Below are 21395 nucleotides of genomic sequence, written 5' to 3'. Positions count from 1 at the left end.
ATATGTTGTCGATATTCCTGCGGCCACGTCGGCACGACGCACCCCCGACCGGAAGGCATGCTGGACGGATGCCCGAAGGTGATGTGGTGCTGCGGACCGCGCGCCGGCTGCACTCCGCGCTGGCCGGGCGGAAGCTGATCACCGCCGACCTGCGCTGGCCCTCCCTCGCCGACGAGAACCTGGTCGGGCTGGAGGTACTCGAGGTCGTGGCCACGGGGAAGCACCTGCTCATGCGCCTGGAGCAGAACGCCACCCTGCACAGCCATCTGCGGATGGAGGGCTCGTGGCACGTCCACCGCACCGGCGAGCCCTGGCGACGGGCGCGCACCGAGCACGAGATCAGGGCGATCCTGGCCAATCCGGAGTGGACGGCGATCGGCCATCACCTCGGCATGATGGATCTGGTCGCCACCGACCGCGAGCACACGCTCGTCGGCCATCTGGGCATGGACGTCCTCGCGCCCGGCTGGGACGCCGCCGTTGCCACGCAACGCGTGCGTGACCAGGGCGAACGGGAGATCGGCCTGGTGTTGCTCGATCAGCGGGTGATCGCCGGGATCGGTACGTTCTTCATGAGTGAGGCAGCGTTCCTGCGCGGCGTGAATCCCTGGACGCCGACTGCCGAGGTCACCCGGCTAGCCGAGCTCGTGCAGATGGCGCACCGGCTGATGACGGTGAACGTCGACCGTGCCACCCAGGTCACCACCGGCAACGCGCGCAAGGGGCAGGAGGCGTACGTGCATGCCCGCTCGGGCCGCCCCTGTCGTCGGTGCGGCACCACGATCCGGGTCGCCCCGCTGGGTGAGCCCCCGACCGACCGCCCGATCTTCTGGTGCCCCCACTGCCAGCCGGGGGTCGTCCCTACTGATGACGGACGCGCACGACGCCCCTTGGGTGCGGTCCGTCGCGACGGCCCCGGCGTACGTTCCGCAGCCCGCCGGCCCGGCCGGGCGCCCTACCGCCGCTGATCAGGCCGGCTCGTGCACATCTGGCTTCGTGCGGCGGGCGCACCCCCACCCCTCCGTGATCATGGAGGGGCCATCGCCGACCGGGCTGCGGCTCGGCCCTCGGGCACCGCTTTCGGATTCGCGCCGGCGGTGAGGAGAACGAGGGTGCCCTCGTAGAGCAGGTGCAGGTGGGCGCCCAGGGCCGGGTCATCGGTGAGAGCGTCGAACAGGGCGCGCATCCAGGCCTTCTCGGCCCGGATGACCGGCACGGCCGGGTGGTCGGTGTCGCCGAGTTCGGCGTAGGCGTTGACGAAGGCGCAACCTCGCCGTTGCGGCCCCATCCATGCCTCCAGCACGTCGAAGACCAGCAGCACCTGGGACTCGCGGTCCGCAGGAGCACTCTCGAGCCGGGCGAGGAGATGCTCGCGCCAGCGGCCGGCCCGCTGCAGCAGGTACAGCCGCACGAGCGCATCCTTGGAGCCGAACCGGTCGTAGAGAGTCTTCTTCGTCGTGCCGGCGGTCTCGGCGATCAGGTCCACCCCGACGGCCCGCACTCCCCGGTCGTAGAAGAGATCACCCGCCGCGTCCAGCAGCCGCACGCCCGCCGGGGTCATCACCGGCATCGGTGTCAGCACCGGGCGCAGGGAAACGGGCGTGGTCTCGTCGAGGGCGGTGGGTATCTGCAGCACAGGGGCTCTCCTCGTTGTCGGTGCACTGCGAGTATACCGACCGGTGTGGTTACCTGCCGCCATGGCTATCGGAAACCTCCTGTCGAACGCTCCACTGCGCGGCGCCGCCATCGTCGTGGTGTGGAGTTCCGGATTCATCGGGGCCGAGCTCGGAGCCCGGCACGCCGCCCCGGACACCCTGCTGGCCTGGCGGTGTCTGGTGACCGCGGTCGTCCTGCTGCCCTGGGCGCTGCGTGCCGGCCCGCGCCTGGACCGGCAGGAGTGGATCCGCCAGGCCGTGCTCTCGCTGCTGTGCCAGTGCCTGTACCTGGGCGGCGTCTTCTGGGCCGCGTCGGCCGGAGTTCCGGCCGGCACCTCAGCCCTCATCGCCGCGTTGCAGCCGGCCCTGGTGTTCACGGCCGCCGTCCTGCTCGACGCGCAGAAGCTGCGGGCCCGACATCTGGCCGGTCTGGTCCTGGGCACCGCCGGAGTGGCGCTGACCGCGGCCGGGGATCTGCGCGCCGGGGTCACCGCGGTGGCCCTGCTCCTGCCGCTGCTGGCCACGCTGGCCATCACCGCCGGAACCCTGCTCCAGCAACACTGGTCAGCGCAGAACAGCCCGCCACTCATGCTGACCCTGGCCGTGCAGTCCCTTGTCACCGCAGGCTTCTTCACCGTCTACGCCGCCGGGGCGGGCCACCTGACACCTCCCCCGTCCGTGGGCTTCTGGACGGCCGTGGCCTGGTCGGTCGCGGCCGGCATCGGCAGCTACGGCCTCTACTACCTCGTCACCGCCCGCGACGGGGCTGCCCGCGCCAGCATCCTGCTCTACCTGACCCCCGGGGCCACAGCTCTGTGGGCGATACCGATGTTCGGCCAGCCGCTCCGGGCCACGACCGTGCTCGGTCTGCTGATCAGCGCCGGGGCGGTCGCCCTGCTCGGTGCGGGCGGCGACCCGGGCACCGACACGAGCAAAGACTCGGAGCCGACAGAACGTCCCACCGACCTACCCCGACAACTCCGGTCCACCTAGCCTCTCTGACCTCTCTGACCTCTCTGACCGCCCCCCCTTGCATGATCACGAAGAAAAACGGGGCGCCACGTCGCGCAGAAGCGGGCTGCGGTACGCCGGAATGACCACCCGGCGACCCGGCGACTGACGCAAAACGGCACTGCCCCCGGACCATGCGGTCCTGGGACAGTGCCGTGGGCAAAGCTCTGGGGTTATGCGGCCCCGGCCAGCTCGTCGGCCAGACCGTCGGGAACGGTGTCGGGCACGCGGACGGCGGCGGGTACCAGGCTCTCGGCCGCAGCGACCCGTTCGCTCACCTCGTGCAGCACCGAAGACAGCGGAACGGCGAGCGCTCCGCAGATCGAGGCCAACAGTTCGGACGACGCTTCCTTCTGACCGCGCTCGACCTCGCTCAGGTAGCCGAGGGAGACACGGGCGACCGAGGACACCTCTCGCAGAGTGCGACCCTGCTGGCGCCTGGCATCGCGGAGCACGTCGCCGATCTCCTGCCGTAGAAGCACCATGGCGCGCCCTCCTTTCTGTGGTCCTACCCTCGGCGCCCCGCCCGGAAGACGGGACTCGACGGTGTTGGCACCATCTTGCCCCCGAACCGTTACGACCGTGTGGCCGACAGTCCGGCGTCCGTTCGTCTTGACGGACTGTTCTATACCCCGGTCGTTCAGCGTGCGCGGATCGCGGGGACCGGCCGATGGACGTCGTGGTGGATTTACCGTACCCCGCGGCACCGACAACGGTCGCGTAGGAGTCCGAACTGCGCGTGCCGAGACAGCGCTTTCGGACCGGTTGGCAGCTGGCGACATGTGAGCATCAACGGCAGACAGGGCCGTGGTGTTCCGGGGTTGAGGCTACCTGACTCATCTTTGATGGGCCCTTGACGAAAGGCGTCCGGCGTGGGGCCACCGGGCACACCTCAGCCGATCGTGTCGGCAAGGAGTTCCAGGACCTGGAGAGCGCTGCCCAGGCGCACGGCTGCGCGATCGCCGGGCAGGTCGAGCCGAACCACCCGCACCGTGACCCCGCCGTGACCTACGACCGGGTAAAAGCGCTGATCAGTAGCAGGTTCCCGATCTTCGACCGGGGGGCCGGCAACGGCCACGAACACGCGCCCGGCGGGCGCCCCGTCGGCCGGTCCGGGCCCTGCGACCCCGGTCGTGGCGATGCCGATATCGGCCTTCAGCAGGCGCCGCGCACCGGTCGCCATCTGCGCCGCGACGTCCGGATCGACCGGCCCTTTCGCCGAGAGCAGATCCGGATCGACCCCCAGGACGTCCTTCTTGACCTCAGTTGCGTAAGCGACGACGGCCCCGCGCAGCACCGCCGACGCACCCGGAACTGCCACCAGGGAGGCCGAGACCAGGCCCCCGGTGAGGGATTCGGCGACCGCCAGAGTGCGCCCCTGTTCGCTGAGGGCTGAAACGATCCGGGCCGCAACCCGGTCGACATCCGCAGCTGTGACGCCGGTCAGGACGGCCGTCCGGCCCGTCGCAGACGCACGGCCTGGAACACGTAGTCCAGCCCGGTGATCATCGTCAGTGCCACGGCGATACCCATGGCGGCGAATGACACCGGCTCCACCGCATCGGGCAGCGGGCAGATCATCAGCAGGATGGCGACCGACTGGGCGACAGTTTTCACCTTGCCGCCCCGCGAGGCCGCCATCACGCCGTACCTGATCATGAAGAACCGCATGATGGTGATGCCGAGCTCGCGCACGAGCACGATCACGGTCACCCACCACCACAGCGACCCGATGATCGACAGCGAGATCAGCGCGGCACCGATGAGCGCCTTGTCGGCGATCGGGTCGGCGATCTTGCCCAGGTCGGTGACCAGACCACGGCTGCGCGCCAGGTCCCCGTCGATGCGATCGGTGATGATCGCCGCGGCGAAGGCCACGGTGGCCGCGATGCGCCAGCTGGTCTGGTGCCCGTCTTCGTGCAGCATCAGCACGGCGAAGAACGGCACCAGCACGATGCGCAGTCCCGTCAGCGCATTGGCGATGTTCCAGTTACTGGGCGCCGTGGTCGTGGCGCTCACCCTGCTGAGGTCACCGAGGCAGAAGTGGCCGACATGACCGCATCGTCGGCCGGGACCGCGATCAGGTCGACCCCCAGGGACTCGGTGACCACGGCGTCGATCCAGTCGCCCGGCGAGGCCTTCACCCCGGGCAGCAGCATCTGCCCGTCGACCTCCGGGCCCTGATGGGCCGCACGGCCGACGATCGTGTCCGGGTCGTCCTCGTCCACACCCTCGATCAGCACCCGCACCCGCTCGCCGATGCGCTCCTCGGCCCGCTGGGCGGTGAGCTCCTCGACCAGGCCGGTGATGTGCGCGACCCGGGCGGCGATCTCCTCGTCGGGCAGCTTGCCCTCGAGCGTGGCCGCCTCCGTGCCGTCCTCGTCGGAGTAGCCGAACACACCGACCACGTCGAGCCGGGCCTGTGTGAGGAAGCCCGCGAGCTCCTCGAACTCGGCCTCGGTCTCACCCGGGAAGCCGACGATGACGTTGGAGCGGATGCCGGCCTGCGGGCTGCGCTCGCGGATGCTGCGCAGCAGGGTGGTGAAGTCGCCGGTGCTGCCGAAGCGGCGCATGCGGCGCAGCACGGTGTTGGCCGAGTGCTGGAACGAGATGTCGAAATAGGGCGCCACGCCCTCGGTGGCCGCGATCGCGTCGATCAGGCCGGGCCGCAGCTCGGCGGGCTGCAGGTAGGACACCCGCACCCGGTCGATGCCGTCGATGGCCGCCAGCTCGGGCAGCATCGTCTCGAGCAGCCGCAGGTCGCCGAGGTCTTTGCCGTACGAGGTCGAGTTCTCACTGACCAGGAACAGCTCCTTGACGCCCTGCTCGGCCAGCCAGCGGGCCTCGTTGACCACCTCGGCCGGGCGGCGCGAGAGGAAGGCGCCGCGGAAGGCCGGGATGGCGCAGAACGTGCACCGCCGGTCGCAGCCGGAGGCCAGCTTCAGCGGGGACCAGGGACGGCCGTCGAGCCGGCGGCGGATGACGCGCGGGCCGCTGACCGGGGCCAGGCCGGTCGGCAGGTCGTCGATGATCACCGGGTCGGAGCTGTGCCCGGGCACGGCCACGTTCGCGGCGGAGCGCGCGGACGGCGTCAGCGGCAGCAGCGTGCGCCGGTCGACCGGCACGTGCGACTTCGGCTTCTCACCGTGAAGGATGGCGTCGAGGTGACTGGAGAGGTCGGCGTAGGAGTCGAAGCCCAGCACCGCGTCGGCCTCGGGCAGCGAGTCGGCCAGCTGCTCGCCGTAGCGCTCGGCCATGCAGCCGACGGCCACGACGGCCTTCGTGCGGGCGGGGCTGTCTTTCAGCTCGGCAGCCTCCATCAGCACATCGATGGAGTCTTTCTTCGCCTGCTCGACGAAGCCGCAGGTGTTGACCACCGCGACGTCGGCGTTCTCGGCGTCGTCGACGAGCTCCCACCCGGCTGCTGCCAGGCGGCCGGCCAATTCCTCCGAATCGACCTCGTTCCGGGCGCATCCCAGAGTGACCAGTGCGACGGAGCGGGTGTTGGAACGAGGGGCAACCACGCCCACAGACTACTGGCCGTTTCGGGGTCGCGGTTCTGCCCTGGTCAGATGGGCCCCCGATACCTCCTGAACGCCTCCCGAACACCGATGAACGCCGAAGGGCCCCGGTCGTGACGACCGGGGCCCTCCGAACTGCACCACCACCGGCGTCCACCTTCGTGCGGGCGCCGGTCAGAGCGTCTTCAAGGTGTCGTTGATCAGGCGTTCTCGCTGAGCAACGACCGCATCGAACGGGTCGGCTGGAGCCACGCACCACCGGCGGGGAGGTTGTCGAGCCGCACCCGCGGGAGCGGAGTGGTGAACGCGCCGGGGACGTCTTCCAGGTCGACGAACCGGATCACGTCGGACTCCTGGGCGTAGCCCGCGACCTCGACGAACGACAGCACCGTGACGTCGACACCCTCACGGGCCAGCTCTTCGAGCGGCTCGTTGAAGTTACGCCCGTCACCACTGGCCACGACCAGACGGCGCAGCCGGTGCGTGCGGTGGCGCTCGGCGATGTGGGCCAGCATGTCGGCGTCCACGTCGTCGAGCGGGCCCAGCTTCGGCCGGGCGAAGACGGCGTAACCGAACGAGCGGATGGCCTCGACCCAGCCCCGCATGGTCGCGGCACCTCCCGGCGGCACGTTGGCGAACACCGCGCCCTCGACCTCACGGTCACCCGCCTGCGCCAGCAGCCACTTCGCCACCGCGTCGAACCGGGGCCGGGACTGCGCCGAGGGACGGCCGCCGATCACGTTCGAGAGCGTCATATCGATATTGGGTGCATCCCACACCAGAAGATCAAGCTCGGCGCCACCCGGAATCAGGTCGTCCACCGAAAGGGGGGCGTCGTCGCCCATGTCATCAATCATCATCCATACCTGGTTCCCATAGATCTTCTACCCGCCCGGCATCGTCATCCGGCGGGGTCTCCCCCCGAATAAGGGCCAGCGTGCCAGGAAGATCGTCAGGTTTCACCAGGACGTCACGAGCCTTGCTGCCCTCACTCGGTCCCACTACGCCACGGGACTCCAGCAGATCCATCAGCCGGCCCGCCTTCGCGAACCCGACCCGCAGCTTGCGCTGCAGCATCGAGGTCGACCCGAACTGGGAGGTAACGATGAGCTCGGCAGCCGCGAGCAGCAACTCAAGATCGTCACCGATGTCCTCGTCGATCTCCCTGCGCACCGCCACGACGGCCACGTCTTCACGATAGACCGGCTGGAGCTGTTCCTTCACATGCTCGACAACACGTTCAATTTCACTCTCAGTGACCCATGCACCCTGCACACGGATCGGTTTGGACACGCCCATCGGCAGGAAGAGCCCGTCGCCCTGACCGATCAGCTTTTCTGCGCCGGGCTGGTCGAGTACCACCCGCGAGTCGGTGACCGAGCTGGTCGCGAAGGCCATCCGGCTCGGCACGTTGGCCTTGATCAGACCGGTGACGACGTCGACCGAGGGTCGCTGCGTGGCCAGCACCAGGTGGATGCCGGCGGCCCGGGCGAGCTGGGTGATACGGACAATGGCGTCTTCCACATCACGCGGAGCGACCATCATCAGGTCGGCGAGTTCATCCACCACGACCAGCAGGTAGGGGTAGGGCTGGAGCGCGCGGTCGCTGCCGGGCGGGAGCACGACGCTGTTGTTGCGGATCGCCTTGTTGAAGTCGTCGATGTGCTTGAACCCGAACGCCGACAGGTCGTCGTAACGGGTGTCCATCTCCTTCACCACCCACTGCAGAGCCTCGGCGGCCTTCTTGGGGTTGGTGATAATCGGCGTGATCAGGTGCGGAATGCCCTCGTAGGCGGTCAGCTCGACCCGCTTGGGGTCGACCAGCACCATCCGGACCTCGTCCGGCGTCGAGCGCATGAGCAGCGACGTGATCATCGAGTTCACGAACGAGGACTTACCCGCACCGGTGGCCCCCGCCACCAGCAGGTGCGGCATCTTGGCCAGGTTCGCGATGACGAAGCCGCCCTCGACGTCCTTGCCCACACCCATCACCATCGGGTGCTCCGAGCGCCGCGCCGTCTGGCTGCGCAGCACGTCGCCGAGCGCCACGGTCTCGCGGTCGGTGTTCGGGATCTCGATACCGATCGCCGACTTGCCCGGGATCGGCGACAGGATGCGCACGTCGGCGCTGGCCACCGCGTAGGAGATGTTCTTGCTGAGCGCCGTGACCTTCTCGACCTTCACGGCCTGGCCGACCTCGACCTCGTACCGGGTCACCGTCGGGCCGCGGCTGAAGCCGGTGACCTGCGCGTCGATGCCGAAGTCCTCGAACACCCGGGTCAGCGACTCGACCACCTTGTCGTTCGCCTCGCTCCGCTCCTTCGGCGGCGGGCCGCCGCTGAGGATGTCCGAGGGCGGCAGGTGGTAAGTCACGTCGCCGGCGAGCAGCAACTGCTCCACCCGGCCGGGCAGCTGGGTGGTCTCCGGGGGCTCGGGCGGGGTGGAGGGCACCGGCGCGACGGGGACCGGCTGGGTGCGCTCGACCGGCGGGGGCGGAGGAGGTGGGGACTTCTTGAGAGGGGTTCCCCGGCCCGCGTCGAGCAGATCCTGCAGGTCCACCTCGTTGACGTCACGGTCCCGGTCGGCCTGTTCCGCGGCATCGACGTCGAAGACGCGCTGCGCCTTGCTCTTGCGGCCGCGGGCGGGCTGAGGTTCTTCCTCGTCGTCGGGTTTCAGGAGAGGGGTCGCGTAGGCCTCGTCACCGTGCAGCGGGCCCTCGTCGTCGAAGCGGCGGTTGCGGCGGTTGCGGTAGTGGACGTCTTCGTCCGTACCCATCCCGGTGAGCATGTCGTGCACGTACCGCAGGCGTTCCGGGATGGCGTAGACCGGCGTGGCGGTGACGACGAGGATGCCGAAGAAGGCGAGCAGCAGCAGGATCGGCACGGCGGCCCAGGCACTCACCCCGGCGTTGAGCGGGGCGGAGGCCAGATAGCCGATCATGCCGCCGGCGCCGCGCATCTGGCGCGCTCCGTCGGAAGGGCTGGGCAGGCCGGAGGCCAGGTGGGTCAGGCCGGTGGCGGAGACGACGATCGCGGTGGTGCCGATCGCCATCCGGTGCACCGAGGCCATCTCGTCGGGGCGGCGCATCACCAGCCAGCCGCCGACCAGCAGGAGGATCGGCAGGACCAGCGCGACCTTGCCGACCGTGCCAGCGGCGATCGCGTGCACGGCGACGCCCAGGTTCCCGGGCAGGCCCCACCATTCCCGCGAGGCGACCACGATCGCGGCGGCGACGAGGATGAAGCCGACGCCGTCACGCCGGTGGTCCGGGTCGAGGTCGCGGGCACCCTGACCGACGGCCCGGGCTCCCCCGCCGATCAGGTGCGCGACGCCGAGGTAGACGCTGCGGACCATCCGGAACGGGAGTGACGGACGCGACGCCGCGGTGCGCCGGGCCGGCGCCCTCGTGGTGCCCCGGGCGGCCGGCTTCGCCGCGGCCTTGGTCGTGGCCTTGGTCTTCGACGAGGCCCGGGGCTTGGTGGTGCGACCTTTGGACGCAGCGGTCCCGCGGCCCCGGCCCGACGCACTCCTGGAGGCATTCGAGCGTGCCGAACTGCCGCCAGATGTGGACGTACGGGTCGCCATGATGGCGAGGTTACGCGATAGGCACGTCCGATCACGGCTGCAACGCCGAGCGTCACGGTCAGCGGCGGCGGCCCGCCGCCGGGCAGTTCACCGGGGGGCGCAGTCAACTCTTTACCCGTCCGAGACGGACACACCACCGCTCTGCATTACCCGGTTGCGCCCGTCCCCTCTACATTCAGGGGCGTGCCGGCCCAGCAGGAGTGGATCGACGCCGAACCGGGGAACAACCCGGCCCGGACGTCCCACCACCACCCGTTCACCCGTCCGGCCCTCTTCGTGATCGTGCTCGTCGCGATCGCCCTGATCGCCGGGGTGGTCGGGGTCCGGCGGCTGACCCCCGACCCGGTACCCACGTACCCCGCGCAGGCCGACCAGAACGGCTCGTCCACCTGCACCGACCCGTCCACGAACCAGCAGTGGCGGGTGTCGTGGACGGTGTCCGACCGCACCGGGGTGCTGCCCACCGCGATGGCGGTGCGCACGCTGCCCGACGGCGCCTGGACCGACCGCGGCGCCGACCAGTGGCAGCTGCGCTGGAACCAGGCCCCGGCCGAGGTGGCCGGTACCGACTTCGCCTGGGACCACTCCCTGACCGCACCCTTGTCCGGCCTCTCGCAGGTCGCGATCTCGGCCTCCCTCTCACCGCGGTTCGTCACCCCGGACGGCGCCTGCACGGTCTATGCCGCGGCCTTCGGCCCGGGCGCCGCCGGTCGCGGGTCGGTCGCGGTGGTCGGTGACAGCCTGATCGCCCAGCTGATTCCCTCCAACGGCACCGAGTTCGGCTCGTCCGGGGCCACGGTCTCCCCGATCCCGGGTGAGCCGACGGAGTCCCCCTCCCCCTCGAGCGCGTCGACCGCACAGGCCACCGTCGGCGCCGCCGGCTCGGGACCTCTGGTGTCCCTCCTGACGTCGAAAGGGCTGCGCCCGCAGGTGGACGGGCAAGGCGGGCGTCGCTGGGTGGTCGCCCAGGAGCCGTCCGACGCGCTGGACCTGGCCAACGGCACCATGCTCGACGAGCTGCGGGGACTGCGGGAAGCCGGCACCGTGGTCGTGGCGCTGGGCACGAACGATTCCACCTACGCCAGCCTCGCCCCGAACGACGCGCAGTTCGAGATCCGGCTCAGCTGGACCCTGTCGACGTTGCAGGCGACGCTCGACGAGATGGCCCAGCACGGCCACTGCACCGTGCTGGTCAGCATGGCCAGCCAGGGCAAGAAGTACGCCGGCACGCCCCGGGGCAACCGGTTCGAGCTGGCCGCTGCCCGGATCAACGCGGTGCTGCGCTCCAACGCCGAATCCCAGCCCCGCCTGGCCTTCTACGACTGGGGCACGCAGGCCGACCAGCACGCGACCGGCACGGCGGACGCCTGGTTCGGCGCCGACACCATCCACCTGTCACCGGCCGGGATCCCGGTCTACGTCAAGGCCCTCGGCGACGCCGCCGACCTCGGCTGCGGATAGACCTGTGAGCTCTACGGCCAGGTCGGCCGCGAAGGCGGCGTTGTTGCGGATCAGGGCCACGTTGGCGGTCAGACTCCGCCCGCCGGTGAGCTCGTTGACGCGGGCCAGCAGGTAGGGCGTCACGTCCTTGCCGGTCACGCCCTGCTCGTCGGCGTCGGTCAGGGCCTGCTCGATGATGCCGTCGATCTCGTCCGGGGCCAGGGCGTCGGCCTCAGGGATCGGGTGGGCCACCAGCACTCCCTGCGCCAGGCCGAGCCGGCGCTGCGCGTCGACGAGCCGGGCCAATTCACCCGCCGACTCCACCCGGTGGGCGACCGGCAGGCCACTGGTGCGGGAGAAGAACGCCGGGAACTCGTCCGTCCCCACGCCGATCACCGGCACCCCGTATGTCTCCAGTACCTCCAGGGTCTTCGGGAGGTCGAGGATCGACTTGGCCCCCGCGCACACCACGGTCACCGGGGTACTGCCGAGCTCGATCAGGTCGGCGGAGACGTCGAACGTCTGGTCGGCACCCCGGTGCACCCCGCCGATGCCTCCGGTGGCGAAGACGCCGATACCGGCCGCCGCCGCGACATACATCGTGGCGGCAACGGTGGTGCCCGCCGTGGCCCCGGCCGCGACCAGGGCGGCGAGGTCCCGGCGGGAGGCCTTGGCCACGTCACCGGGGCGGGCCAGTTCCTCCAGCGCGGCGTCGTCCAGGCCGACTCGTAGCCGGCCCTTGATCAAGGCGATCGTGGCGGGGACGGCGCCGTGGTCACGCACGACCTGCTCGACGGCCCGGGCCGTGGCGAGGTTCTGTGGATAGGGCATGCCGTGGCTGATGATCGTCGACTCCAGCGCCACCACGGCAAGCCCATGGGACAGGGCCGCGGCGACCTCGTCGCCGACGTCGAGAAAGGGATGACGGACGGCGAACTCGGAAGAAGAGGCCACCTGACGAATCCTCCCCCCGCCGACGGGGGCGCGCCAAGGCTTTCCGGATGTCCCGGCGACGCGGAGTTCCAGAACTCTGGGCACGCTCTGCCTGATCACGAACGATGAGGGTGGCGACCACGTTCGTGGAGGACGCGGGTCACGCGCGGTTCGGGGGTGGCTGGGCACGCACGATGGAGGACGCACGTCACCTGCGGTTCCAGGGCGGTGGCCACTCGCGACGGAGCACGGGTGTCAGGGGTGCGGGAGCACACTGAACTCGCTCTCGACCGTCCTCGCCGCGCGCTCAGCACCTCGGTGGGCCGCTCCCACCAGGTCGAGGCCCTCGACCAGGGCGGCCAGGGTGCCCGCCACCATCGCGTCGCCGGCGCCGGTCACGTCGATCGGGGTGGCGGGGACAGCGGGGAGCTGGGCCATCACCCCGTCACCGGCCACGACCACGCCGTCGGCACCCCGGGTGAGCAGCACCGACTGTGCTCCCGCCTCGAGCAGGCGGCGGGCCAGCCCGGGATCGTCGTCATCGGCGGGGAAGCCGTGGTGCGCCAGCCAGGCCCGGGCCTCGTCGCGGTTGCAGCTGAGTAGGGTCAGGCCGGTCAGGTCACGCGGGAGCCGGATCACCTTGTGGGTCGAGACGGCGTCGAAGACCACGGGCAGATCGCCACCCAGGGCCTCGGCGATCACCGCGGAACTGAGGTTCCCGTCGCAGAAGACCCACGCGTCTTTCGTCGAGGGCCACGCGGAGCGCAGGTGCCCGACCGTGATGCCGTCGAGCACGTCCATCGCGGCGGCGCCGATGGTCAGGTCACCGCCGGGTTCCAGCAGGGCCACGTACTGCGCGGTCGTCCGGCCCGCCAGCACGGCGACGTGCTCGGTACCGATGCCGCGCTCGCGGGACAGATCGAGCAGCACTGCGCCCGGCGCGTCGTCACCGACGGCTGACAGCAGGCTCACGGGAACACCCAGCACCGCCAGGTTCTCCGCGACGTTGCGGGCCACCCCACCCAGCGAGGTGACCCCGGTGCCCGGGTTGGACGTGCCGACGACGGACGGCGCGGTGAAACGGATCTTGAGATCCACCACCGCGCCGCCGGCGCACAGCACATGCGTGATGTCAGGCCTCGATCACCAGGGGGATGATCATCGGACGACGGCGGTAGGACTCGTTCACCCACCGGCCGACGACGCGGCGCACGATCTGCTGGAGCTGGTGTGTGTCGGTGTTGGTGCCGTTGTTCGCCGCGTCGCGCAGGGCGTCGACGATGCGGGGACGGACCTTGTCGAACACGGCCTCGGTCTCGGCGAAGCCCCGGGCGTGGATCTCCGGCCCGGCCACCACCTTGCCGCTGGTCGGGTCGACCACCACGATGATGGAGATGAAACCCTCCTCACCGAGGATGCGGCGGTCTTTCAGATCGGCCTCGGTGATCTCGCCGACGGTGGAACCGTCCACGTAGACCATGCCGCACTCGACCTTGCCGACGACCGTGGCCTTGCCGTCGATCAGGTCGACGACCACGCCGTCCTCCGCCACCAGTACGCGGTCGCGCGGGACGCCGGTCTTGACGGCCAGCTCCGCGTTCGCCACCAGGTGCCGCATCTCGCCATGGACCGGCATGACGTTCTTCGGCTTGATGATGTTGTAGCAGTACAGGAGCTCACCGGCGCTGGCGTGACCGGAGACGTGCACGCGGGCGTTGCCCTGGTGCACGACCTTCGCACCCAGGCGGGTCAGCCCGTTGATCACGCGGAAGACCGAGTTCTCGTTGCCGGGAATGAGGGACGAGGCGAGCACCACGGTGTCGCCCACCCCCACCTCGACGCGGTGGTCGCGGTTGGCCATCCGGGACAGCGCGGCCATCGGCTCACCCTGCGAGCCCGTGCACATCAGCACGACGCGCTCGTCGGGCAGGTCGCCCACGGCCTTGATGTCGATCAGGACACCCGGCGGCACGTTCAGGTAGCCCAGGTCACGGGCGATGCCCATGTTGCGCACCATGGAACGGCCGACCAGGGCCACCCGGCGGTTGTGCGCGTGCGCGGCGTCGAGCACCTGCTGCACCCGGTGCACGTGCGAGGCGAACGAGGCCACGATGATGCGGCGCTCGGCCGCGCCGAACACCGAGTTCAGGACCGGCGTGATCTCCCGTTCGGAGATCGTGAAGCCCGGCACCTCGGCGTTGGTGCTGTCCGGCATGAACAGGTCGACGCCCGCCTCGCCCAGCCGGGCGAAGGCGCGCAGGTCGGTGATCCGGCCGTCCAGCGGCAGCTGGTCCATCTTGAAGTCACCGGTGTGCAGCACGGTGCCGGCGCTGGTCTTGACGGCGACCGCGAGCGCGTCCGGGATCGAGTGGTTGACCGCGACGAACTCGCACTCGAACGGACCGAAGGTCTCGGTCTGCCCCTCCTTCACGGCGAGCGTGATCGGGGTGATGCGGTGTTCCTTCAGCTTCGCCTCGACCAGGGCCAGGGTGAGCTGGGAACCGATCAGCGGCAGGTCGTTCTTCAGGCGCAGCAGGTACGGCACGGCGCCGATGTGGTCTTCGTGGCCGTGCGTGAGCACCACGGCGACCACGTCGTCGAGGCGATCGGCGATATAGGAGAAGTCGGGCAGGATCAGGTCGACGCCGGGCTGGTGGTCCTCGGGGAAGAGGACTCCGCAGTCGACGATCAGGAGCTTGCCCCGGTGTTCCAGGACGGCCATGTTGCGGCCGACCTCACCCAGACCGCCCAGAGCGACGACGCGCAGTGCGCCGTCTTTCATGGGCTTGGGCAGGCCGAGCTGCTCGTTCGGGGTCTTGTTCACGCGGTCACCTCGCGGCAGGCGCCATTACCGGCGCGCTGCTGTGAGGCACCGGTCTCAATTGCCAGGTTCAAAGAAGTTTTGCCTCCTCGAGGTCGCTGCGCAGCAGCGCTACCTCCTCGTTCGTCGCCGCCGTCTGCGGCAGTCGTACTGTTCTGTTGGGCAGTACACCCATGAGTTCCAGGGCAGCCTTCGCCATCACCGCGCCCTGTGCGCGAGTCATGACGCCACGGACCGCAGGCAGTACCTCGGAGTTGATCCGTCGCGCGGTGACCAGGTCACCTGCGTCAACGGCCTCAACCATTCGCCGGTACTGCGCGGCCGCGACATGGCCGACAACACTGATCATGCCGGAGCCGCCGATGCTGAGCCAGGGCAGGTTCAGCTGATCGGAGCCCGAGTACACCTCGAGACCCGTCCGGTCGAGCAGCCAGGACCCGGCGTACAGGTCGTCCTTGGCGTCTTTCACCGCGACGATGCGCGGGTGCTCGGCCAGCTGCAGGAGGGTCTCGGTCTGGATCGGGATGCCCGACCGGCCCGGGATGTCGTACAGCATCACGGGTAGCCCGGTCGCGTCGGCGACCGCGGTGAAATGCGCGATCAGGCCGGCCTGCGAGGGCTTCGAGTAGTAGGGCGTCACGGCCAGCAGGCCGTGGGCCCCGGCCTTGGCGGCCTGGCGGCTCAGCTCGAGGGTGTGGGCCGTGTCGTTGGTGCCGACACCCGCGATGATCACCGCGCGCGACCCGACCGCCTCCACGACCGCCCGCAGGAGCTGTTCCTTCTCCACGTCGCTCGTGGTGGGCGACTCACCGGTGGTGCCGGAGACCACCAGGGCGTCGCACCCGCCCTCGACTAGGTGCGTCGCCAGGCTCTGGGCGACGTCCAGATCGAGTTCCCCGGTGTCGGTGAAGGGCGTGACCATGGCCACGCCGACAGAACCGAACGAACGGGTGACAGGTTCCACGGGCATGGCGCCAAAGGTACCCGGCGCGGGGGCCTGTTCGATGACGGCCGCCCCAGGGCTCGCTGTCACGGTGAGCAGCCGTCGGCCGTCACCGGGCTCGCGGGGAGCGACCGGCACCGACCGCGTTCCCCTGCGACCTGGGCACCGTAAGTGCTCCTGCCCACCCACGGCCGCGGCCGGAGGATGCAAGGCCCGCCACCGGCCCGCACCGGAAATCCGGCGCCCCGGACCGAACCGCACCGAAAGTGAATCCTCCCGGGGCGTGCGGCAAAACAATGAGTCCCGACGCTGGCTCGCTCGGGGGTTCGAGCAGCGTCGGGACTCACCAGGCTCATCGGTCTGCCACGCGGGGATGTTACGGAAACCGTCGAGAAGTGATGCGGGTCACATGACGATTGGTGGTTCACGAATTCCTCCCCCACGCTGAGTGATCAACTACCGGCGACGGTAGGTAATGAAGCGATACCGGGTGCCCGTTCGTGACTCCAGCCAGTCACCGGGTTCCGGCACCCATTCGGAGCCGGTCTCCGGGGCGTACGTGTCGCCGGCCGGGGCCAGATCGACCTCGGTGACCACGAGCTGGTCGGCCGCCGGCAGGTACTCGGCGTAGACCGCTCCCCCGCCGATCACCCAGATGTCACCGTCACCGGCCAGCTCCCGGGCCTTGTGCGGAGTGTGGGCCACGACTGCGCCGTCGGCCTTCCACGACGGGTCGCGGGTGAGCACCACGTTGACCCGGTCGGGCAAGGGACGGAAGCGCTCGGGCAGGGAGTCCCAGGTGGCGCGGCCCATGATCACGGCGCACCCCCGCGTGAGACGGCGGAAGTTCGCCTGGTCTTCCGGGACGTGCCAGGGGATGTCGCCGTCACGCCCGATCACCCCGCCACGGGCCTGCGCCCAGATCAGGGAGAGCGTCACACCGCCACCTGGCCGCGGATCAGCGGGTGCGGGTCGTACCCGACCAGCTCGAGGTCTTCGTAGGTGTAGTCGAAGAGACTCGCTGCCTTGCGGACCTTCAGTTCGGCGAACGGACGCACGTCGCGACCCAGCTGTTCGGCCACCTGATCGACGTGGTTGTCGTAGATGTGGCAGTCGCCACCGGTCCAGATCAGCTCGCCCGGGACAAGACCGGTCTGCTGGGCGACCAGGTGCAGCAGCAGGGCATAACTGGCGATGTTGAACGGCACGCCGAGGAACAGGTCGGCGCTGCGCTGGTAGACCTGCACGCTCAGCTCGCCGTTCGCGACGTAGAACTGGAACAACAGGTGGCACGGCGGCAGCGCCATGTTCTCGATCTCGGCGACGTTCCAGGCCGACACGATCATGCGGCGCGAGTCGGGGTTGGTGCGGATGGTCTGCACCAGGTCGGCGATCTGGTCGACGTGGCCCCCGTCGGGTTTCGGCCACGAGCGCCACTGCACGCCGTACACCGGGCCGAGCTCACCCTCCGGGGAGGCCCACTCGTCCCAGATGCTGACGCCGTTCTCGTGCAGCCAGCTGATGTTCGAGTCGCCGCGCAGGAACCAGAGCAGCTCGACCGCCACCGATTTGAAGTGCACCTTCTTCGTGGTGATCAGCGGGAAGCCGTCGCGCATGGAAAAGCGCATCTGGTGACCGAAGACGCTGCGCGTGCCGGTACCGGTCCGGTCGGACTTGGTGACGCCGGTGGCCATCACGTGCCTGAGCAGGTCTTCGTACTGCGTCGACTTCATGGCTGGGATCGTACGCGGCCCCACCGACAGTTCCGGTGAAGCCTTCCCGATCAGGCCGGTTCAGGCCAGTTCAGGCCGGGACGACCCGTGCGCCCTCGCCGGTCACCACGAAACGCACGGCGGAGAGGTCCTTCACCACGGCCTCGGCCTCCAGTGCGCCGGCCGGGTGCGTGGTCGCGAGCGCGAGCCGGGCCGCGCCGGCGTTGCGGCCGGAAGCCAGGCCGGCCGGTGCGTCCTCCACCACCAGACAGTCCGTGGCGTTCACCCCCAGACGCTGCGCCGCCAGCCGGTAGGGCTCCGGGTCGGGCTTTCCCACCTTCACCATGTCCGCGGTCACCAGAACCGGCGGCGGGACCAGACCGGTGACCCCGATCCGCGCCAGGGCCAGGTTCCGCACACAGGACGTGGCGATCGCCGAACGGCCCGAAGGGGCCAGCGCGGCCAGGGCGTCGGCGGCGCCGGGCAGCACCACGATGCCCTCGACGTCCTGGGTCTCGATCTCCTCGATGCGGCGCACGGCGGTCTCCCACTGTTCCTCGGGCAGGAACCGCGTCACGATCTGTGCTGCCGGGATGCCGTGCCAGCTTCCGAAACCGGTCAGGTGGACCCCGAACTCGTCGGCCCAGCGCAGCCAGGAACGCTCCACCGCGGGGGTGGAGTCGATCAGCGTGCCGTCCATGTCAAACAGGACGGCGGCGAAGGTGCGCCCGGCCAGCGGACCCAGGGAAACGTTGTCGGCCACGACGCCAGACTAGGGCGTGTTGGGGACGTCGCTGCCGCTAGCTGCGGAGGTGCCCCGGTGAGTGGACCGGGCGGGGCCGAAGCCCCCTCGCAGTGGTGCTCCGTGAGCCCGCAGGAGGCGATGGTCCGCAGGAGGCGATGGCCGCCAACCCAGAACTGCCGGTGTTGTCGGTGCCGGGTGGAATGATGTCCCACATGGCATCGAACGTCCTGGTCCGGCCCGCCCACGGCGGCGATCCCGCCGTCATCGGCTCCATCCAGGCCCGCGCCTGGGGGCTCGCGTACGCGAGTCTGCTGCCCGCGCCGGCCCTGGCCGCGCTGAATCCCGAAGAGCTCACACCGGTCTGGCGGGAGGCGGTGCTGCGGCCCCCCAGCCCGAAACACGGCGTGTTCGTGGCTGTCTCCGACGATCTGGTGATCGGCTTCGCCGCGGTCGCGCCGAGCGACGACAAGGACGCGACCGAAGGCGTCGGCTCCCTGGGTGTGCTCGCGGTCGACCCCGGGTACCAGCGGGCGGGGCACGGCTCCCGGCTCCTGGCGGCGGCGGTCGACCATCTGCGGGGTCACGGCCTGACCTCGATGACGGTCTGGGTACCCGAGGCCGACGAGCCCCGGGCGACCTTCTTCGCCTCCGCGGGCATGGTCGCCGACGGCGCCCGCCGCTCGTTCGCCGGCACCGACGGGGCCACGGTCACCGAAGCGCGCTACGGCGCAGACATCGCGGAGTCGTCGGATGCCTGAGTCGGGTACCCGGGTGAACCAGGTGCCACCGACCCCGGAGGTGACGGCCGCCCCGCTCGCCCGTTCCTCCTCCGGCGTCTCCGGGGTGAGGCTCGCCGCTCGGTCCGGTTCCCTGACCGGTAAATCTCTTCGCCTCCCGTCCGGCTCCGCACCCCTGTTCCGATGACCGGCACGCCCCCGTCTCCCCCGGAGGCCACGACCACCGGGACCTCCGCGTCCTTGGCTCCGCGTCTCACCGGGATCGACATCGCCCGCTCGTTCGCACTGTTCGGGATGATGGCCACGCACGTGCTGTCCGGCAGCGAGTCGGACACGGGCGCGATGGGCGTGGTGCACGACATTGCCGGGGGCCGGGCGGCCGCACTGTTCGCCGTGCTGGCCGGGCTGGGGCTGGCGCTGGCCTCCGGGGGTGACCGGCCGACGGCTGAGAAGGTCTCGCGAGTGCGGCGCACCACACTGGTGCGGTCGGGGGCGCTGGTCGTGCTCGGCCTGACGCTGGGGCTGGTCGACACGCCGGTCGCGATCATCCTGGCCTACTACGGGTTGCTGTTCCTGGTCGCGGTTCCGGTGCTGGCGCGGGGTCCTCGATCGCTCGCGGCGGCGGCTGTGCTCGGTGCGGTGGTGACACCGGCGATCAGCTACTGGCTGCGGGGCGCAGGTGGTCTGGACGAGCACTCCGGCAGCAATCTGTCCTGGCGCTCGCTCACCGATGTCACGTCGGTGGTCCGGCATCTGCTGCTGACCGGCTACTACCCCGTGCTCACCTGGACCACGTACCTTTTCGCGGGTCTGGCGATCGGCCGACTGGCCCTGCGGAAACCTCGCGTCGCCGGGGCCGTGGCCTCTACCGGTGCCGTTCTGGCCGCCGGGGCCTGGCTGGTGTCGGAGTTCGCCGTCCGGGCGGGCGGGGGCTTCGCCACGCTGGTGACCGGTGACCTGCTGAGCCGCTACTCCGCCGACGGGCAGACGCCGAACGACGGGTTCTACGGCACCACGCCGGTCAACGACCCGTGGTGGCTGCTCGTGCGGGTGGCCCACAGCGGCTCGATCACCGACCTGGTGCACACCACCGGCACGTCGATGCTGGTCATCGGCCTGACGCTGCTGGTCGTGCACGCTCTGGGCCGTCGCGGTGAAAGGCCGGCGATCGCGCGGGTACCGCTGCACATGCTGGCCGCCGCCGGCTCGATGACGCTGACGCTCTACTGCCTGCACGTGCTCGCGGTCGGGTTCAACAGCAGTGGCGACCTCGTGCCGCCGTGGCCCTACCTGGTGCTGAACGTGGTCGGGGCGATCGTCATCGCCCTGCTGTGGGGTGCGCCCCGGCGCCGCGGCCCGATCGAAGACATGATCGCGACGGCGGCGGCCGGGACGGTCACCAGCTACAGATAGTTCTCGAGCCCCTGCACCAGACCCGGGCGGTCCGCGATCTGGCGCACGGCCAGCAGCACTCCCGGCATGAACGAGATCCGGTCGAAGCTGTCGTGGCGAATCGTCAGCTGCTCCCCCACGTTACCGAGCAGCACCTCTTCGTGGGCCACCAGGCCGCGCAGTCGCACCGCATGCACCCGCACCCCGTCGACGTCCGCACCGCGGGCACCGTCGAGGGCCGACGTGGTGGCATCCGGCGACGGCGCCAGTCCGGCCTCACGGCGCGCCTCGGCGATCTTCGTGGCGGTGTGCCGGGCCGTGCCCGAGGGAGCGTCGGCCTTGTTCGGGTGGTGCAGCTCCACCACCTCGACCGACTCGAAGTGCTGGGCCGCCTCGGCCGCGAAACGCATGAGCAGCACCGCTCCGAGCGCGAAGTTCGGCGCCAGCAGAACCCCGGTGGACGGCGACTTCTCCAGCGCCGCACGAACCTTCGCCAGACCTCCAGCGGTCCAGCCGGTGGTGCCGACCACCGCGTGCACGCCCTGCTCGACACACGTGGCGACCACGTCGTCCACCCCGTCGGGCGGGGTCATGACGACCGCGACGTCGGCCCCCTTGATCCCGGCGAGAAGGTCGTCGCCCCGGCCGATCCGCGCACTGAGCGTCAGATCGCCGGCGGCCTCCACCGCTTCGCAGGTGGCCTTGCCCATCCGACCGGCCGCGCCGATCACTGCTACCGCTGTCACGAGGGCGAAGGTACCAGCGGCCGACGGACGATCACCCGTCGCGACCCCGCTGCAGAGAACTCGTCCGAGTCCGTCATGCCCCGCCTCGCTGTCCTCAGGGACGTCTCACCCCATGACGCACGGACGACCGGGACGGTTGCGACAGGACGCCGCC

At 70.2% G+C, this 21395-nt stretch carries 20 protein-coding genes; 5 read left to right on the top strand and 15 right to left on the bottom strand.

From position 1 onward, the window contains the following. Positions 1–68 precede the first annotated feature (68 nt). Complete coding sequence (locus QSK05_RS17745) at positions 69–968, top strand: DNA-formamidopyrimidine glycosylase family protein (protein WP_285598344.1); 900 nt, start codon at positions 69–71, stop codon at positions 966–968. Positions 969–1027: 59 nt separating this feature from the next. Here the strand turns inward: QSK05_RS17745 and QSK05_RS17740 are convergent, their stop codons facing one another. Then, positions 1028–1636: a TetR/AcrR family transcriptional regulator gene (locus QSK05_RS17740; protein ID WP_285598343.1), complete on the bottom strand. Its 609-nt coding sequence runs from the start codon at positions 1634–1636 to the stop codon at positions 1028–1030. Positions 1637–1697: 61 nt separating this feature from the next. On the opposite strand from QSK05_RS17740, the gene QSK05_RS17735 reads away from it, so the two are divergent. Further along, entirely contained in the window at positions 1698–2648 is a 951-nt protein-coding gene (locus tag QSK05_RS17735; RefSeq protein ID WP_285598342.1) for a DMT family transporter, read from the top strand. Between the two features lie 191 nt (positions 2649–2839). On the opposite strand, the gene QSK05_RS17730 is transcribed toward QSK05_RS17735, so the two are convergent. The 6 genes from QSK05_RS17730 to QSK05_RS17705 form a co-directional block, all read right to left on the bottom strand. Further along, positions 2840–3151 (bottom strand): helix-turn-helix domain-containing protein, encoded by a 312-nt coding sequence (locus QSK05_RS17730; RefSeq protein WP_231487886.1) that lies wholly within the window; start codon positions 3149–3151, stop codon positions 2840–2842. 407 nt (positions 3152–3558) lie between these two features. Beyond that, positions 3559–4113, bottom strand: coding sequence for a CinA family protein (locus QSK05_RS17725; RefSeq protein ID WP_285598369.1), 555 nt, complete (start codon positions 4111–4113; stop codon positions 3559–3561). Beyond that, the gene (pgsA, locus tag QSK05_RS17720; protein ID WP_285598341.1) at positions 4110–4685 is read right to left on the bottom strand and encodes a CDP-diacylglycerol--glycerol-3-phosphate 3-phosphatidyltransferase; all 576 of its coding nucleotides are present in this window, start codon (positions 4683–4685) and stop codon (positions 4110–4112) included. Before pgsA ends, QSK05_RS17725 begins: the two co-directional genes overlap by 4 nt. Then, on the bottom strand, positions 4682–6190 hold the full coding sequence (rimO, locus tag QSK05_RS17715) for a 30S ribosomal protein S12 methylthiotransferase RimO (RefSeq protein WP_285598340.1): 1509 nt from the start codon (positions 6188–6190) through the stop codon (positions 4682–4684). The genes pgsA and rimO overlap by 4 nt, the downstream gene beginning before the upstream one ends. A gap of 197 nt (positions 6191–6387) precedes the next feature. After that, positions 6388–7032 carry an NYN domain-containing protein gene (locus QSK05_RS17710; RefSeq protein WP_285598339.1) on the bottom strand — a complete coding sequence of 215 codons (645 nt, stop codon included), beginning with the start codon at positions 7030–7032 and terminating at the stop codon, positions 6388–6390. Positions 7033–7036: 4 nt separating this feature from the next. Further along, positions 7037–9772, bottom strand: coding sequence for an FtsK/SpoIIIE family DNA translocase (locus tag QSK05_RS17705; RefSeq protein ID WP_285598338.1), 2736 nt, complete (start codon positions 9770–9772; stop codon positions 7037–7039). Between the two features lie 183 nt (positions 9773–9955). On the opposite strand from QSK05_RS17705, the gene QSK05_RS17700 reads away from it, so the two are divergent. Next, positions 9956–11233, top strand: a complete 1278-nt coding sequence (locus QSK05_RS17700) for an SGNH/GDSL hydrolase family protein (protein ID WP_285598337.1) — start codon at positions 9956–9958, stop codon at positions 11231–11233. Here QSK05_RS17700 and QSK05_RS17695 read toward each other — a convergent pair. The 7 genes from QSK05_RS17695 to QSK05_RS17665 form a co-directional block, all read right to left on the bottom strand. Then, positions 11168–12166: a pseudouridine-5'-phosphate glycosidase gene (locus QSK05_RS17695; protein WP_285598336.1), complete on the bottom strand. Its 999-nt coding sequence runs from the start codon at positions 12164–12166 to the stop codon at positions 11168–11170. The two genes, QSK05_RS17700 and QSK05_RS17695, sit on opposite strands and share 66 nt — an antisense overlap. Positions 12167–12400: 234 nt before the next feature. Continuing rightward, entirely contained in the window at positions 12401–13243 is an 843-nt protein-coding gene (locus QSK05_RS17690) for a carbohydrate kinase family protein (protein WP_502879776.1), read from the bottom strand. Positions 13244–13277: 34 nt separating this feature from the next. Next, positions 13278–14927: a ribonuclease J gene (locus QSK05_RS17685; RefSeq protein ID WP_352301687.1), complete on the bottom strand. Its 1650-nt coding sequence runs from the start codon at positions 14925–14927 to the stop codon at positions 13278–13280. 109 nt (positions 14928–15036) lie between these two features. Beyond that, positions 15037–15936: a 4-hydroxy-tetrahydrodipicolinate synthase gene (dapA, locus tag QSK05_RS17680; RefSeq protein WP_285598333.1), complete on the bottom strand. Its 900-nt coding sequence runs from the start codon at positions 15934–15936 to the stop codon at positions 15037–15039. Between the two features lie 429 nt (positions 15937–16365). Further along, positions 16366–16848, bottom strand: a complete 483-nt coding sequence (locus tag QSK05_RS17675; RefSeq protein WP_285598332.1) for a dihydrofolate reductase — start codon at positions 16846–16848, stop codon at positions 16366–16368. Next, the gene (locus QSK05_RS17670) at positions 16845–17642 is read right to left on the bottom strand and encodes a thymidylate synthase (protein ID WP_285598331.1); all 798 of its coding nucleotides are present in this window, start codon (positions 17640–17642) and stop codon (positions 16845–16847) included. The genes QSK05_RS17675 and QSK05_RS17670 overlap by 4 nt, the downstream gene beginning before the upstream one ends. Before the next feature lie 70 nt (positions 17643–17712). Continuing rightward, positions 17713–18384, bottom strand: a complete 672-nt coding sequence (locus QSK05_RS17665; protein ID WP_285598330.1) for an HAD-IA family hydrolase — start codon at positions 18382–18384, stop codon at positions 17713–17715. 194 nt (positions 18385–18578) lie between these two features. Here QSK05_RS17665 and QSK05_RS17660 point away from each other — a divergent pair, with 194 nt between their 5' ends. After that, a complete protein-coding gene (locus QSK05_RS17660; RefSeq protein WP_285598329.1) occupies positions 18579–19124 on the top strand; it encodes a GNAT family N-acetyltransferase in 546 nt (181 codons plus the stop codon). A 162-nt stretch (positions 19125–19286) separates the two neighbouring features. Beyond that, positions 19287–20516 carry a heparan-alpha-glucosaminide N-acetyltransferase domain-containing protein gene (locus tag QSK05_RS17655; protein WP_285598328.1) on the top strand — a complete coding sequence of 410 codons (1230 nt, stop codon included), beginning with the start codon at positions 19287–19289 and terminating at the stop codon, positions 20514–20516. Here the strand turns inward: QSK05_RS17655 and dapB are convergent. Continuing rightward, entirely contained in the window at positions 20507–21241 is a 735-nt protein-coding gene (gene dapB, locus QSK05_RS17650) for a 4-hydroxy-tetrahydrodipicolinate reductase (protein WP_285598327.1), read from the bottom strand. The two genes, QSK05_RS17655 and dapB, sit on opposite strands and share 10 nt — an antisense overlap. Positions 21242–21395 lie beyond the last annotated feature (154 nt).

Origin of the sequence: Kineosporia sp. NBRC 101731 (genome assembly GCF_030269305.1) — a bacterium.
In the GTDB taxonomy this organism is placed as follows: Bacteria; Actinomycetota; Actinomycetes; order Actinomycetales; family Kineosporiaceae; genus Kineosporia.
This window is presented reverse-complemented; position numbering and strand designations above follow the sequence as displayed.

Bases quoted from the DNA above. Each gene is read 5' to 3' on its own strand.
- QSK05_RS17745 (WP_285598344.1), top strand. From the start codon at position 69: ATGCCCGAAGGTGATGTGGTGCTGCGGACCGCGCGCCGGCTGCACTCC.
- QSK05_RS17735 (WP_285598342.1), top strand. From the start codon at position 1,698: ATGGCTATCGGAAACCTCCTGTCGAACGCTCCACTGCGCGGCGCCGCC.
- QSK05_RS17730 (WP_231487886.1), bottom strand. From the start codon at position 3,151: ATGGTGCTTCTACGGCAGGAGATCGGCGACGTGCTCCGCGATGCCAGG.
- QSK05_RS17710 (WP_285598339.1), bottom strand. From the start codon at position 7,032: ATGGGCGACGACGCCCCCCTTTCGGTGGACGACCTGATTCCGGGTGGC.
- QSK05_RS17705 (WP_285598338.1), bottom strand. From the start codon at position 9,772: ATGGCGACCCGTACGTCCACATCTGGCGGCAGTTCGGCACGCTCGAAT.
- QSK05_RS17685 (WP_352301687.1), bottom strand. From the start codon at position 14,927: ATGAAAGACGGCGCACTGCGCGTCGTCGCTCTGGGCGGTCTGGGTGAG.
- dapA (WP_285598333.1), bottom strand. From the start codon at position 15,936: ATGCCCGTGGAACCTGTCACCCGTTCGTTCGGTTCTGTCGGCGTGGCC.
- QSK05_RS17670 (WP_285598331.1), bottom strand. From the start codon at position 17,642: ATGAAGTCGACGCAGTACGAAGACCTGCTCAGGCACGTGATGGCCACC.
- QSK05_RS17660 (WP_285598329.1), top strand. From the start codon at position 18,579: ATGGCATCGAACGTCCTGGTCCGGCCCGCCCACGGCGGCGATCCCGCC.
- QSK05_RS17655 (WP_285598328.1), top strand. From the start codon at position 19,287: ATGACCGGCACGCCCCCGTCTCCCCCGGAGGCCACGACCACCGGGACC.